This is a genomic window from Pseudomonas sp. NPDC007930 (assembly GCF_042958985.1).
In the GTDB taxonomy this organism is placed as follows: domain Bacteria; phylum Pseudomonadota; class Gammaproteobacteria; order Pseudomonadales; family Pseudomonadaceae; genus Aquipseudomonas.
The window spans coordinates 312,105-325,628 of record NZ_JBIBKC010000001.1 but is presented as its reverse complement, the minus strand read 5'-3'; the positions used below and the strand labels follow the sequence as shown (position 1 = coordinate 325,628).

The following is a 13,524-nucleotide window of genomic DNA, read 5'->3' as shown; positions in this document are numbered from 1 at the left end:
GCGCACACCCTTCTCGATCGCTTCAAGCTCGTTACGCCGCTTGACCCAAAAACAAGCCAGCACGGGTCGAAAGTGCCTCACAAAGGTGCGGCGAAACCTAGCTCGGACACAACAAGAGCCCCATTGGAGGTTTGAATGAAGATGTTGAAATCCACCCTGGCAGTACTGACCACCGCGGCCATCATCGGCGCCAGCGGTTTCGCTCAGGCAGGGGCGACCCTGGACGCGGTGAAGAAGAAGGGTTTCGTGCAGTGTGGCGTCAGCGACGGCCTGCCGGGCTTCTCGGTACCGGACGCTTCCGGCAAGATCGTCGGCATCGACGCTGACGTGTGCCGCGCCGTTGCCGCTGCCGTGTTCGGCGACGCGACCAAGGTCAAGTTCAGCCAGCTCAACGCCAAAGAGCGCTTCACCGCGCTGCAATCCGGCGAAATCGACGTGCTGTCGCGCAACACCACCTGGACCAGCTCGCGTGATGCCGGCATGGGCCTGATCTTCGCCGGCGTGACCTACTACGACGGCCAGGGCTTCCTGGTGAACAAGAAGCTGGGCGTGAGCAGTGCCAAAGAGCTGGACGGCGCCACCATCTGCATCCAGGCCGGTACCACCACCGAGCTGAACGTGTCTGACTACTTCCGCGCCAACGGCCTGAAGTACACCCCCATCACCTTCGAAACCTCCGACGAAAGCGCCAAGTCGCTGGAAGGCGGCCGTTGCGACGTGCTGACCTCCGACCAGTCGCAGCTGTACGCACAGCGCTCCAAGCTGAGCAAGCCGGATGACTACGTGGTGATGAAAGAAGTCATCTCCAAAGAGCCGCTGGGCCCGGTCGTGCGCAAGGGCGACGACGAGTGGCTGAACGTGGTCAAGTGGTCGCTGTTCGCCCTGGTTGACGCCGAAGAAGCCGGCATCACCTCGAAGAACGTCGAAGACATGGTCAAGAGCAGCACCAACCCCGACGTGCGCCGCATGCTCGGTGCCGACGGCGAGTTCGGCAAAGACCTGCAACTGCCGAAAGACTGGATGGTGCAGATCGTCAAGCAAGTGGGCAACTACGGCGAAGTGTTCGAGCGCAACCTGGGTAAAACCACCCCGCTGCAGATCGACCGTGGCCTGAACGCCCTGTGGAAGAACGGCGGCCTGCAATACGCTCCACCGGTGCGTTGATGACCTCTCGGCGGGCCGCCTGCGGGCGCCCCGCCGGGCAGGGCAGCTCTATATAGCAACATGATAACAAGGCAGGCAGGAGGCCACTCGCGGTGCGCTTTTGCCTGCCTTGTTGCTTAGGGTTCGCCCAACGTTCTCAGGCTTCTCAATGGGACACTCCATGCAAAACCACACTGGCGCACCCCAAGGCTCCTTCCTGTCAGACCCGCGCGTGCGCGCCTGGGTATTTCAGGTTCTGACCGTGGTGCTGGTCATCGGCCTCGGCTGGTACCTTTTCCACAACATGCAGGTCAACCAGCAGCATCGGGGCATCACCTCCGGCTTCGGGTTCCTGAACAATTCCGCCGGCTTCGGCATCGCCCAGCACCTGATCGACTACAGCGAAGCCGATACGTACTGGCGCGTGCTCGCGATCGGCATTCTCAACACCCTGCTGGTGAGCGTGATCGGCATCGTGCTGGCCACCCTCATGGGCTTTTTGCTCGGCGTGGCGCGGCTGTCGAAGAACTGGCTTATCAACAAGCTGGCGACCGTCTATATCGAGACGTTCCGCAACATCCCGCCGCTGCTGCAAATCCTCTTCTGGTATTTCGCGGTGTTCCTGTCGCTGCCCGGCCCACGCCAGGCGCACAGCTTCGACGACCTGTTCTTCGTCAGCTCGCGCGGCTTGAACATGCCGGCGGCGATCCCCACCGGTGCCATCGGGCCGTTCCTGGTGGCGGTCGTCATCGCCATCGTCGCCACCGTGCTGATGGCCCGCTGGGGCACCAAGCGCTTCGAAGAAACCGGCCAGCCGTTCCACAAGTTCTGGGTCGGGCTGGGCATCATGCTGGTGCTCCCGGGCCTGGCGATGCTGGTGTTCGGCGTGCCAGTGCATTGGGAAGTGCCGGTGCTCAAGGGCTTCAACTTCTCCGGCGGCTGGGTGCTGATCCCTGAACTGCTGGCGGTGATCCTGGCGCTGTCGGTGTACACCGCGGCGTTCATCGGTGAAACCGTGCGCTCGGGCATCCGCTCGGTCAGCCACGGGCAAACCGAGGCGGCCAGCTCGCTGGGCCTGCGCAATGGCCCGACCCTGCGCAAGGTGATCATCCCGCAAGCGATGCGGGTGATCGTGCCACCGCTGACCAGCCAGTACCTGAACCTGATGAAGAACTCATCGCTGGCCGCGGCCGTGGGCTACCCGGAAATGGTCTCGCTGTTCTCCGGTACCGTGCTCAACCAGACCGGCCAGGCGCCAGAGGTCATGGCCATCACCATGACCGTGTACCTGGCGATCAGCATCAGCATTTCCCTGCTGATGAACTGGTACAACAAGCGCATCGCGCTGATCGAGCGGTGAGGAGCCACCCATGACGACCCATCAATTCAAACCTGACCTGCCGCCACCGACGGCGACCGTCGGTGCCTGGGCCTGGATGCGCGCGAACCTGTTCTCCAACACGTTCAACACCGTGCTCACGCTGGTGGCCATCTACCTGATCTACCTGATCGTGCCACCCCTGCTGGGCTGGGCGATCTTCGACGCCACCTGGGTAGGCGACACCCGCCAGCAATGCACCGGCAGCGGCGCCTGCTGGCTGTTCATCCAGCAGCGTTTTGGCCAGTTCATGTATGGCTACTACCCGGCGGAAATGCGCTGGCGCGTAGACCTCACCGTGCTGCTGGTGATCGTGGGCGCGGCGCCGCTGTTCCTCAAGCGCTTCACGCCGAAGGTGAAGTACGGCATCGCCTTCATCGTGGTGTACCCGATCCTGGCGTTCTGCTTGTTGTCTGGCGACCTGCTGGGCCTGGAGCACGTGCCCACCTCGCAGTGGGGCGGGCTGATGCTCAACCTGATCCTGGCCACCGTGGGCATCGCCGGCGCGCTGCCGCTGGGCATTCTGCTGGCGCTGGGCCGCCGTTCGAAAATGCCGGCGGTGAAGGTGGTCTGCGTGACCTTCATCGAGTTCTGGCGCGGCGTGCCGTTGATCACCGTGTTGTTCATGGCCTCGGTGATGCTGCCGTTGTTCCTGCCCGAGGGCATGAGCTTCGACAAACTGCTGCGCGCCCTGATCGGCATCATCCTGTTCGAGAGCGCGTACGTGGCCGAAGTGGTGCGCGGCGGCATGCAGGCCATCCCCAAGGGGCAATACGAGGCCGCCTCGGCCATGGCCCTGGGTTACTGGCGCAGCATGGGCCTGGTGATCCTGCCGCAGGCGCTCAAGCTGGTGATCCCGGGCCTGGTGAACACCTTCATCGCGCTGTTCAAAGACACCTCGCTGGTTTACATCGTCGGCCTGTTCGAGCTGCTCAACAGCGTCAAGCAAGCCTCTTCAGACCCCAACTGGCTGGGTATGGCCACCGAGGGCTATGCCTTCGCGGCGTTGGTGTTCTGGATCTTCTGTTTCGGTATGTCCCGCTACTCCCAGTACCTGGAGCGCAAGCTGGACACTGGCCACAAGCGTTAGGAGTGAGTTTTCATGAGTGATATCAAACAACCTGGCGCCGAAGGCATCATCCGCATGGATGGCGTGAACAAATGGTACGGCCAGTTCCACGTGCTCAAGGACATCAACCTGAACGTACGGCAGGGCGAGCGTATCGTGCTGTGTGGGCCATCGGGTTCGGGCAAGTCGACCACCATCCGCTGCATCAACCGCCTGGAAGAACACCAGAAGGGCAGCATCGTGGTCGACGGCATCGAGCTGACCAGCGACCTCAAGCAGATCGAGAACGTGCGCCGCGAAGTGGGCATGGTGTTCCAGCACTTCAACCTGTTCCCGCACCTGACCATCCTGCAGAATTGCACGCTGGCACCGATGTGGGTGCGCAAGATGCCGAAGAAGGAAGCCGAGGAAATCGCCATGCACTACCTGCAGCGCGTGCGCATTCCGGAGCAGGCCAACAAGTACCCTGGCCAGCTTTCCGGCGGCCAGCAGCAGCGCGTGGCGATCGCCCGCGCCCTGTGCATGAAGCCCAAGATCATGCTGTTCGACGAGCCCACCTCGGCGCTCGACCCGGAAATGGTCAAGGAAGTGCTCGACACCATGGTGGGCCTGGCCAAAGACGGCATGACCATGCTCTGCGTGACCCACGAAATGGGCTTCGCCCGCACCGTGGCCGACCGGGTGATCTTCATGGACAAGGGCGAAGTGGTCGAGCAGGCCAAGCCTGACGACTTCTTCGACCGCCCGCAGAACGAACGCACCAAGCTGTTCCTGGGGCAGATTCTGCACTGATGCACTTGGCCCTCCGCCTGGCTGTGCCGGGCGAAGGGCCCTCAACGTCGGCTCGTCGGTACTGGGTTGCGGCCCGATACCGGCGAGTTTATTCTTACAGGCATATTCATCCGATGATTGGACGTTATGCCGGTTACACCCCTGATCAAGCGTTCGCTGGTCGACCAAGCCTTGGAGCAACTGCGCGAGCGCGTGCGCAACGGCCAGTGGCAATTGGGCGAGCGGCTGCCCACCGAGCCTGAATTGGCCTTGGAACTGGGCATCAGCCGCAACACCGTGCGCGAAGCCATGCGCGTGCTGGCCTTCACTGGCTTGGTGGAAGTACGCCAGGGTGACGGCAGCTACCTGCGCGGCCGGGCAGACCCATTCGACGCGCTCAAGGCCATGAGTGGCTGCACCCTCGAACAGGCCCGTGAAACCCGCCGGATCATCGAAGTCGAGGCGGTGATGCTGGCCGCCGAACGCCGTAGCACCGAAGACCTCGCCGCCCTGCGCAGTGCCCTGGCGCACAGCGGTGCGCACTACCACCACAACCTTGAGAGCTACATCGCCTGCGATATGGTGTTCCACCAGCGTTTGGTCGATTGCGCTCACAACCCCATGCTCAGCCAGCTATACCGCTATTTCAGCCAGGTGGTGGCCGACTCGCTGCGGGTGGTGCTCAGCCCGGAACAACGCCCGCAAGCGGTGTTCGACCTGCACGTGCAGATCGTCGACGCTCTCGAGCAGCACGATGGCCCCCTGGCTGCCCGGCATTGCCGGGCCCTGATCAACAATGGCCCAGACCATTGATCACAATAACGACGATGCGAGACCTTCCTATGCCTGCCGATAGCTGCACCCGCGAGGCCGATGCCTCTTCACCGTCACTGGCGGCCCGGCCGTGGTTGCTGCTCGGCGCCCTGGTGCTGGTGGCGCTGAACCTGCGCCCGGCGCTGTCGAGCCTGGCCCCGCTGTTGGGGCAGGTGGCTACCGACCTCGGCCTGAGCGCCGCCCAGGCCGGTTTGCTGACCACCTTGCCGGTGCTCTGCCTGGGCTTGGCCGCGCCCTTGGCGCCGCCGTTGGCGCGGCGCCTGGGCGCGGAGCGGGTGGTGCTGTGGGTGCTGTTCGCGCTGGTGGCGGGCATCCTGCTGCGCACCGCCTTCGGCATCGCTGGGCTGTTCATGGGCAGCGTGCTCAGCGGCGCGAGCATCGGCATCATCGGTGTGCTGCTGCCGGGGATCGTCAAGCGCGACTTCCCCCAACAGGCCGGCACCATGACCGGCGTGTACACCATGGCCCTGTGCCTGGGCGCGGCGGTGGCCGCCGGCGCCAGCGTGCCGCTGGCCAACGCCTCGGCGGCGAGCTGGCGCTTCGGCCTGGGCTTCTGGATCGTACCCGCGCTGCTCGCCGCCGTGGCTTGGTGGCCGCAGGCGCGCGGCGGCAACCACGCCCAGCGCGCCCGCTACCGGGTGCGCGGCTTGCTGCGCGACCCACTGGCCTGGCAGGTCACGCTGTACATGGGGCTGCAGTCTTCGCTGGCCTACATCGTTTTTGGCTGGTTGCCGTCGATCCTCATGGGCCGCGGCCTGAGCGCGGAGATGGCCGGGCTGGTCACCTCTGGCTCGATCCTCGTGCAGCTCGGCAGTTCGCTGGCCGCGCCGTGGCTGGCCACGCGCGGCAAGGACCAACGGCTGGCCATCGTGGTGGTGATGAGCCTGACCCTCGCCGGCCTGCTGGGCTGCCTGTACGCGCCACTCTCCGGCCTGTGGGCCTGGGCAGTGGTGCTGGGCCTGGGCCAGGGCGCGATGTTCGCCGTGGCCCTGAGCCTGATCGTGCTGCGCGCCGCCGATGCCCATGTGGCCGCTGCGCTGTCGAGCATGGTCCAGGGGGTGGGCTACACGGTCGCCGCGCTGGGCCCGCTGGCGGTAGGCCTGGTGCACGACTGGACCGGCGGCTGGCAGGCATTGGGCTGGCTGTTTGGCGGTATTGCCCTGGCTGCCATCGCCTTTGGCCTGGGCGCGGGGCGGGCGCGGCTGGTGCAGGTGGAGGCGGTGCGTGGCTGAAGCCCCGTTCGGCCCACCGCGGCCGTGGTTCGTATACCTGGTGCGGGCCGCCAACGGCGCCCTGTACTGCGGCATCAGCGACAACCCGCAGCGGCGCTTCGCCGCCCATCGAAGCGGCCGCGGCGCGCGGTTTTTCGCCGCCAGCCCGGCGGTGGCGCTGGTGTATGTGGAGGCCTGGGGCAGCAAGGGCGAGGCGTTGCGCCATGAGCGGCTGATCAAAGGGCTGCGCAAGGGGGCGAAGGAGGCGTTGGTGGCGAGCTTTATCGGCCTAAGCCAAAACTGACAACATTGCGGCCCGCTGGCCGCCGCGCTTGCGGCGCTGTGCTCTAAGCTTGATGCTTCACGCACGCCCCCACCGAAACCAAGGCCTACCCATGACCGAGCTGATCCTGCACCACTATCCTGCCTCGCCTTATGCCGAAAAAACCCGCCTGATGCTGGGCTTCAAAGGGTTGTCGTGGCGTTCGGTGACCATCCCGCCGATGATGCCCAAGCCCGACCTCACCGCGTTGACCGGTGGCTACCGGAAAACCCCGGTGTTGCAGGTGGGGGCAGACATCTACTGCGACACGGCGCTGATCGCCCGCCGCCTCGAGGCAGAAAAAGCCCAGCCGGCGCTGTTTCCCGCCGAACTGGACGCGGTGGTCAGCGCCTTTGGCACCTGGGCCAGCCAGGTGGTCTTCCCGCGGGCAGTGGCGCTGGTGTTCCAGCCAGAATCCGCGGCCATTCGCTTCGCGCGCTTCAACGATGAACAGCGCCAGGCCTTTTTGGCCGACCGCGCCAAGCTGTTCAGTGGCGGCAGCGCCCAACGCCAGAACGCCGAGCAGGTGAAGCACGAATGGCCGGCGCTGCTTGCCCGGTTAGAGCGGCAGCTCAGCCATGCCGACGGCGATTTTCTGTTCGGCGCGCCCACCTACGCGGATTTCGCCCTGGCCCACTGCATGTGGTTCCTCAAGGGCACGCCGGTGACCGCGCCGATGGTCGACAGCTACCCGCACACCTCCGCTTGGCTGGGCCGGGTGCTGGGCTTCGGCCATGGCGCGCCGAGCGAGCTGAGCAGCGCCGAGGCCATCGAGATTGCCCGCGCCGCGGCCCCGGCAGCCTTGCCCCTCGACGCGCTGGACGACGCCTCCGGCCTCAAGCCGGGCGATGCGGTGCAAGTGGCGGCCACCGACTACGGCGTCGAGGCGGTGGTGGGTGAGCTGGTGTTCAGTGGCACTGAGCAGATCATCCTCAAGCGCGAAGACGAGCGCGCCGGGGTGGTGCATGTGCACTTCCCGCGGCTGGGGTTCTCGCTGCAGCCGGCCTGAGGGCGGTTTAGTCTTTACGCCGCTTGAGCTGGTCCGCCAGTTGGGTCGGCACGCCCTTGATGGTCAGCGTGCCGGCCTCCTCGTCGTATTCGATTTTCGAGCCCAGCAAGTGGGCCTCGAAGCTGATCGACAAGCCCTCAGCGCGGCCGGTGAAGCGGCGGAACTGGTTGAGCGTGCGTTTATCCGCGGGGATTTCCGGCGACAGGCCGTAATCCTTGTTGCGGATGTGGTCGTAGAACGCCTGCGGGCGGTCTTCGTCGATCAGCTCCGAGAGCTCCTGCAGCGTGACCGGCTCGCCCAGCTTGCTTTGGGTGGTGGCGTACTCGACCAGGGTGTTGGTTTTCTCCCGGGCGGCGTCTTCGGCCAGGTCTTCGCTTTCGACGTAGTCACTGAAGGCCTTGAGCAGGGTGCGGGTTTCGCCAGGGCCGTCGATGCCTTCCTGGCAGCCGATGAAGTCGCGGAAGTAGTCCGACACCTTCTTGCCGTTCTTACCCTTGATGAACGAGATGTACTGCTTGGACTGGGCGTTGTTCTTCCATTCCGACAGGTTGATCCGCGCCGCCAGGTGCAGCTGCGACAGGTCGAGGTGGCGCGAGGGGGTAACGTCCAGCTCTGCGTTCACCGCCACGCCCTCGCTGTGGTGCAGCAGGGCGATGGCCAGGTAATCGGTCATGCCCTGGTGATAGTGGGCGAACAGCACATGGCCGCCCACCGAGAGGTTGGACTCTTCCATCAGCTTTTGCAGGTGCGCAACCGCCTCGCGGGTGAAGGCGGTGAAGGTTTGCTCCTCGGCCAGGTAGCCCTTCAGCCAGCCGCTGAACGGGTACGCCCCGGACTCCCCGTGAAACAGCCCCCAGGCTTTGCCCTGCTTGGCGTTGTAGCTTTCGTTGAGGTCGGCCAGCAGGTGCTCGATGGCCTGCGATTCGTCCAGTTCCTTGTCGCGGGCGTGCAGCACGGCGGGGCTGCCGTCGGGCTTCTTGTCGATGAGGTGGACGATGCAGTGGCGGATCGGCATGGCGGTCTCGGCGGGCTCAAAAGGCCTAGAGTTTAACGCAACTGCCGGGGCATTCCGCGAGTGCCGCGCGTGGGGGGTGGTATTTCTGCCTATTTTTTAAGCGTTAGGTCATTTTTATTCAATATTTATGGGAATAAAGCGGATATTTGCCAAGCGCTGTGCTAGTTTTGCCCGCTCTAGCGGAGCGGGTCGGCCAAGCCCCGGAATCCGCGCCGCATAGCTCTGCAGAGCGGCATAAAACGCGCGAACCAATCTTCATTTTTCGCATCTACATGCCCGATTATCGCGGCGGTAGCTCAGGCTCTGGCGTTGCGCTCTGCACCCAACTTGTTTTTTTACAGAAAGGAACATCGACATGGCACTGACCAAAGACCAACTGATCGCCGACATCGCCGAATCCATCTCGGCTCCCAAGGCCACCGCCAAGAGCGCGCTGGAGCAACTGGGCCAGATCGTTGCTGATCAGCTGGAAAATGGCGCTGAAATCACCCTGCCAGGCATTGGCAAGCTGAAAGTTTCCGAGCGCCCTGCTCGCACTGGCCGCAACCCGTCGACTGGCGCCGCGATCGAAATCGCCGCCAAGAAAGTCGTCAAGTTCGTACCAGCCAAAGTGCTGACCGACGCGATCAACAAGTAAGCATTACGCTCGCTTGAAAAAACCGCGCCCCGCATTGCGGCGGCGCGGTTTTTTTGTGCCCGGTGCAAGGCTTCAGGGCCCTTCGCCCGGCACAGCCGGCCTCCCACAAGGTTGTGTAAGTACTTGATTTACGGGGCAACACAGAACCCGTGGGAGGCCGGCTGTGCCGGGCGAAGGGCCCTCAGCTTTAAACGGCCTCAAACCGCCACGCCAAAAACCGGCTGCGCTTCTGCCCCTGGCCCATCTCGCCCACTTCCACCCGGGCCGCGCCCGCGCGCTTGAGGCGGGCCTGCAGCGGCGCCAGGTTGGCGGCCTTCGACACCAGGCTGGTAAACCATTGCACCTGCCCGGCAAAGGCCACGCTTTCGTCGATCAACTGGCTGACGAACGCCACTTCGCCGCCTTGGCACCACAGCTCGTTGTTCTGCCCCCCAAAGTTGAGCACCGGTAGCTTGCGCTTGGGGTCGAGCTTGCCCAGGTTGCGCCATTTGCGTTCGCTGCCGCGGGTGGCCTCGCCGGCAGAGGCGTGGAAGGGCGGGTTGCACAGGGTCAGGGCGAACTGCTCACCTGGCTGGATGACCCCGGCCAAGATCGCCTTGGGCTGGGTTTGCTGGCGCAGCTCAATGACGTTGCCCAGGCCGTTGGCCTGCACCAGGGTGCGGGCGGAGGCGAGGGCGACTGGGTCGATGTCGCTGCCGACGAACTTCCAGCGGTAATCGGCGTGGCCGAGCAGCGGGTAGATCAGGTTGGCCCCGGTGCCCACGTCCAGCACCTTGACCTGGGCGCCGCGGGGGATGGCGCCGGTGCCGGCGAGCAGGTCGGCCAGGCCGTGCAGGTAATCGGCGCGGCCGGGTACCGGTGGGCACAGGTAGCCGGGCGGGATGTCCCACCAGGCGATGCCGTAGAGGGTTTTCAGCAGGGCGCGGTTGAACACCTTCACCGCCGCCGGGTTGGCGAAGTCGATGCTGGGTTTGCCGTAGGGGTTGGTGATCACGAACTCGCCCAGGGCTGGGCACTGGCGGATCAACGCGGGAAAGTCGTAACGGCCCTGGTGGCGGTTACGCGGGTGCAGGCCGGGTTTGTCAGGGGTCATGGCGGGGCCGTAGAGGCAACCCGCCCCTTGCGGGGCGGGAGGGTGGTCAGAGGCTGGCGATGCGCGCGTGTTGCTCGGCGAGCTTGGCCAGGGCCTGTTCGGACTCCGCCAGCTTGGCGCGTTCCTTCTCGATCACCGCCGGTGGCGCCTTGTCGACGAACGCCGCGTTGGCCAGCTTGCCGCCCACGCGCTGTACTTCGCCTTGCAGGCGCTGGATTTCCTTGTCGAGGCGCGCCAACTCGGCACCTTTGTCGATCAGCCCGGCCATCGGCACCAGCACTTCCAACTCGCCCACCAGGGCGGTGGCGGCCAGCGGTGCTTCTTCGCCGGCGGCGAGCACGGTGAACGATTCGATCTTGGCCAGCTTGCGCAGCAGCGGTTCGTTTTCCCGCAGGCGGCGCACGTCGTCGGCGCTGGCGTTGTTCAGGTACAGCGCCAGCGGCTTGCCCGGGCCGATGTTCATTTCGCCGCGGATGTTGCGCACGCCCAGCATCAGGCCCTTGACCCACTCGATGTCGCTTTCGGCGGCGGCGTCGATGCGCGCCTCGTTGGCCACCGGCCACGCCTGCAGCATGATGGTTTTACCGTTGATGCCGGCCAGCGGCGCGATGCGCTGCCAGATTTCTTCGGTGATGAACGGCATGAACGGGTGGGCCAGGCGCAGGGCCACTTCGAGCACGCGCACCAGGGTGCGGCGGGTGCCGCGCTGGCGTTCGACCGGGGCGTTTTCGTCCCACAGCACCGGCTTGGACAGCTCCAGGTACCAGTCGCAGTATTGGTTCCAGATGAACTCGTACAGCGCCTGGGAGGCCAGGTCGAAGCGGAATTGGTCCAACTGGCGGGTGACTTCCGCCTCGGTGCGCTGCAACTGCGAGATGATCCAGCGGTCGGCCAGCGACAGCTCGTAGGCCTCGCCGTTCTGGCCGCAGTCTTCGCCCTTGTCGAGCACGTAGCGCGCGGCGTTCCAGATTTTGTTGCAGAAGTTGCGGTAACCCTCGACACGGCCCATGTCGAACTTGATGTCGCGCCCGGTGGAGGCCAGCGAGCAGAAGGTGAAGCGCAGCGCGTCGGTGCCGTAGCTGGCGATGCCTTCGGGGAACTCGGCCTTGGTTTGCTTGGCGATCTTGTCGGCCAGCTTGGGTTGCATCAGGCCGCTGGTGCGTTTTTCCAGCAGGGCATCGAGGGTGATGCCGTCAACGATGTCGAGCGGGTCAAGCACGTTGCCCTTGGACTTCGACATCTTCTGGCCCTGGCCGTCGCGGACCAGGCCATGCACGTAGACCGTTTTGAAAGGTACCTGGGCGGTGCCGTCGGGGTTCTTCACCAGGTGCATGGTCAGCATGATCATCCGGGCGACCCAGAAGAAGATGATGTCGAAACCGGTGACCAGCACGTCGGTGGAGTGGAAGGTTTTCAGGAAGTCGGTCTGCTCCGGCCAGCCCAGGGTGGAGAAGGTCCACAGCCCGGAGCTGAACCAGGTGTCGAGCACGTCGTTGTCCTGCTCCAGCACCACGTCGGCGCCCAGGTTGTGCTTGGCGCGCACTTCGGCTTCGTTGCGGCCCACGTACACCTTGCCGGCCTGGTCGTACCAGGCCGGGATGCGGTGGCCCCACCACAACTGGCGGCTGATGCACCAGTCCTGGATGTCGCGCATCCAGGAGAAGTACATGTTCTCGTACTGCTTGGGCACGAACTGGATGCGGCCGTCTTCTACCGCCTCGATGGCGGGCTCTGCCAGGGGTTTGGTCGACACGTACCATTGGTCGGTCAGCCACGGCTCGATCACGGTGCCGGAGCGGTCGCCCTTGGGCACCTTCAGCGCGTGGTCGTCGATGCTCACCAGCAGGCCCTGGGCATCGAGCGCGGCAACCACTTGCTTGCGCGCCTCGAAGCGGTCGAGGCCGGCATAGGCGGCCGGCAGGGTGGTCACCAGCGTGGTGTTCAGGCTGCCGTCGAGGTTGAACACCTGCGCGGCGCCGAGCACCTGGGCGTTCTTGTCGAAGATGTTGATCAGCGGCAGGTTGTGGCGCTTGCCCACTTCGTAGTCGTTGAAGTCGTGCGCCGGGGTGATTTTCACGCAGCCGGTGCCGAATTCAGGGTCGCAGTAATCGTCGGCGATGATCGGGATGCGCCGGCCTACCAGCGGCAGCTCGACGAACTGGCCGATCAATGCCTGGTAGCGCGCGTCGTTGGGGTTGACCGCGACCGCGGCGTCACCCAGCAGGGTTTCCGGGCGGGTGGTGGCCACGACCAGGTAGTCGTTGCCCTCGGCGGTTTTCGCGCCGCCCGCGAGTGGGTAGCGCAGGTTCCACAAGAAGCCTTTTTCGTCGTGGCTCTCCACTTCGAGGTCGGAGATCGCCGTGTGCAGCTTGGTGTCCCAGTTGACCAGGCGCTTGCCGCGGTAGATCAGGCCGTCTTCGTGCAGGCGCACGAAGGCTTCCTTGACCGCTTCGGACAAGCCGTCGTCCATGGTGAAGCGCTCGCGCGACCAATCGACCGACGAGCCCAGGCGGCGGATCTGCCGGCTGATGTTGCCGCCCGACTGGCCTTTCCATTCCCAGACCTTTTCGAGGAACTGTTCGCGGCCCAGGTCATGGCGGTTCTGGCCCTTGGCCTCGAGCTGGCGCTCGACCAGCATCTGGGTGGCGATGCCGGCGTGGTCGGTGCCCGGCTGCCACAGGGTGTTGCGCCCCTGCATGCGGCGGAAGCGGATCAGGGCGTCCATGATCGCGTTGTTGAACCCGTGGCCCATGTGCAGGCTGCCGGTCACGTTCGGCGGCGGGATCATGATGGTGTACGACTGCCCAGCACCCTGAGGCGCAAAGTAGTTCTCGGACTCCCAGGTGGTGTACCAGGCAGTTTCGATGGCGTGGGGCTGGTAGGTCTTGTCCATGCGCGGCAGGCCCTGTCTCGGCATTGATTCAGAAAGCCGGACAGTATAACGGGGAACCACCCGGCGGGGTAGGCGGCCATGGCAGGCCACGGGGGGTACGACGCGGAAAAAAGACCTCCGGCCTGAGCGGCCGGGGAGGGCCTGAGAGG

General features: G+C 64.9%; 12 protein-coding genes. 9 read left to right on the top strand and 3 right to left on the bottom strand.

From position 1 onward, the window contains the following. The first annotated feature begins 135 nt into the window (after positions 1 to 135). The 8 genes from ACFZCE_RS01515 (at position 136) to ACFZCE_RS01480 (ending at position 7,737) form a co-directional block, all read left to right on the top strand. The gene (locus tag ACFZCE_RS01515; protein WP_390935425.1) at positions 136 to 1,164 is read left to right on the top strand and encodes a transporter substrate-binding domain-containing protein; all 1,029 of its coding nucleotides are present in this window, start codon (positions 136 to 138) and stop codon (positions 1,162 to 1,164) included. A 160-nt stretch (positions 1,165 to 1,324) separates the two neighbouring features. Continuing rightward, positions 1,325 to 2,503: an ABC transporter permease subunit gene (locus ACFZCE_RS01510; RefSeq protein WP_390935423.1), complete on the top strand. Its 1,179-nt coding sequence runs from the start codon at positions 1,325 to 1,327 to the stop codon at positions 2,501 to 2,503. Between the two features lie 10 nt (positions 2,504 to 2,513). Beyond that, entirely contained in the window at positions 2,514 to 3,611 is a 1,098-nt protein-coding gene (locus ACFZCE_RS01505) for an ABC transporter permease subunit (RefSeq protein ID WP_390935422.1), read from the top strand. A gap of 12 nt (positions 3,612 to 3,623) precedes the next feature. Continuing rightward, positions 3,624 to 4,382, top strand: a complete 759-nt coding sequence (locus ACFZCE_RS01500) for an ATP-binding cassette domain-containing protein (protein WP_390935420.1) — start codon at positions 3,624 to 3,626, stop codon at positions 4,380 to 4,382. A gap of 126 nt (positions 4,383 to 4,508) precedes the next feature. Continuing rightward, positions 4,509 to 5,174 (top strand): FCD domain-containing protein, encoded by a 666-nt coding sequence (locus ACFZCE_RS01495; protein ID WP_390935418.1) that lies wholly within the window; start codon positions 4,509 to 4,511, stop codon positions 5,172 to 5,174. Positions 5,175 to 5,203: 29 nt separating this feature from the next. After that, positions 5,204 to 6,427, top strand: coding sequence for a CynX/NimT family MFS transporter (locus tag ACFZCE_RS01490; protein ID WP_390935416.1), 1,224 nt, complete (start codon positions 5,204 to 5,206; stop codon positions 6,425 to 6,427). Next, a complete protein-coding gene (locus ACFZCE_RS01485; RefSeq protein WP_390935414.1) occupies positions 6,420 to 6,710 on the top strand; it encodes a GIY-YIG nuclease family protein in 291 nt (96 codons plus the stop codon). The genes ACFZCE_RS01490 and ACFZCE_RS01485 overlap by 8 nt, the downstream gene beginning before the upstream one ends. Positions 6,711 to 6,801: 91 nt before the next feature. Further along, positions 6,802 to 7,737: a glutathione S-transferase N-terminal domain-containing protein gene (locus tag ACFZCE_RS01480; protein ID WP_390935413.1), complete on the top strand. Its 936-nt coding sequence runs from the start codon at positions 6,802 to 6,804 to the stop codon at positions 7,735 to 7,737. Positions 7,738 to 7,744: 7 nt separating this feature from the next. Here the strand turns inward: ACFZCE_RS01480 and yejK are convergent, their stop codons facing one another. Beyond that, positions 7,745 to 8,752 carry a nucleoid-associated protein YejK gene (yejK, locus tag ACFZCE_RS01475; RefSeq protein ID WP_390935411.1) on the bottom strand — a complete coding sequence of 336 codons (1,008 nt, stop codon included), beginning with the start codon at positions 8,750 to 8,752 and terminating at the stop codon, positions 7,745 to 7,747. Positions 8,753 to 9,107: 355 nt separating this feature from the next. Between yejK and ACFZCE_RS01470 the strand changes: the two genes are divergently transcribed. After that, a complete protein-coding gene (locus tag ACFZCE_RS01470) occupies positions 9,108 to 9,389 on the top strand; it encodes an HU family DNA-binding protein (protein ID WP_390935409.1) in 282 nt (93 codons plus the stop codon). Positions 9,390 to 9,576: 187 nt separating this feature from the next. On the opposite strand, the gene rlmF is transcribed toward ACFZCE_RS01470, so the two are convergent. Both rlmF and ACFZCE_RS01460 read right to left on the bottom strand, forming a co-directional pair. Further along, the gene (gene rlmF, locus ACFZCE_RS01465) at positions 9,577 to 10,482 is read right to left on the bottom strand and encodes a 23S rRNA (adenine(1618)-N(6))-methyltransferase RlmF (RefSeq protein WP_390935407.1); all 906 of its coding nucleotides are present in this window, start codon (positions 10,480 to 10,482) and stop codon (positions 9,577 to 9,579) included. A gap of 46 nt (positions 10,483 to 10,528) precedes the next feature. After that, entirely contained in the window at positions 10,529 to 13,375 is a 2,847-nt protein-coding gene (locus tag ACFZCE_RS01460) for a valine--tRNA ligase (protein WP_390935405.1), read from the bottom strand. Positions 13,376 to 13,524 lie beyond the last annotated feature (149 nt).

What these genes read in the sequence shown, in the direction of transcription:
- ACFZCE_RS01515 (WP_390935425.1), top strand. Translation starts at nt 136, where the DNA reads ATGAAGATGTTGAAATCCACCCTGGCAGTACTGACCACCGCGGCCATC.
- ACFZCE_RS01510 (WP_390935423.1), top strand. Translation starts at nt 1,325, where the DNA reads ATGCAAAACCACACTGGCGCACCCCAAGGCTCCTTCCTGTCAGACCCG.
- ACFZCE_RS01505 (WP_390935422.1), top strand. Translation starts at nt 2,514, where the DNA reads ATGACGACCCATCAATTCAAACCTGACCTGCCGCCACCGACGGCGACC.
- ACFZCE_RS01500 (WP_390935420.1), top strand. Translation starts at nt 3,624, where the DNA reads ATGAGTGATATCAAACAACCTGGCGCCGAAGGCATCATCCGCATGGAT.
- ACFZCE_RS01495 (WP_390935418.1), top strand. Translation starts at nt 4,509, where the DNA reads ATGCCGGTTACACCCCTGATCAAGCGTTCGCTGGTCGACCAAGCCTTG.
- ACFZCE_RS01490 (WP_390935416.1), top strand. Translation starts at nt 5,204, where the DNA reads ATGCCTGCCGATAGCTGCACCCGCGAGGCCGATGCCTCTTCACCGTCA.
- ACFZCE_RS01480 (WP_390935413.1), top strand. Translation starts at nt 6,802, where the DNA reads ATGACCGAGCTGATCCTGCACCACTATCCTGCCTCGCCTTATGCCGAA.
- yejK (WP_390935411.1), bottom strand. Translation starts at nt 8,752, where the DNA reads ATGCCGATCCGCCACTGCATCGTCCACCTCATCGACAAGAAGCCCGAC.
- ACFZCE_RS01470 (WP_390935409.1), top strand. Translation starts at nt 9,108, where the DNA reads ATGGCACTGACCAAAGACCAACTGATCGCCGACATCGCCGAATCCATC.
- rlmF (WP_390935407.1), bottom strand. Translation starts at nt 10,482, where the DNA reads ATGACCCCTGACAAACCCGGCCTGCACCCGCGTAACCGCCACCAGGGC.
- ACFZCE_RS01460 (WP_390935405.1), bottom strand. Translation starts at nt 13,375, where the DNA reads ATGGACAAGACCTACCAGCCCCACGCCATCGAAACTGCCTGGTACACC.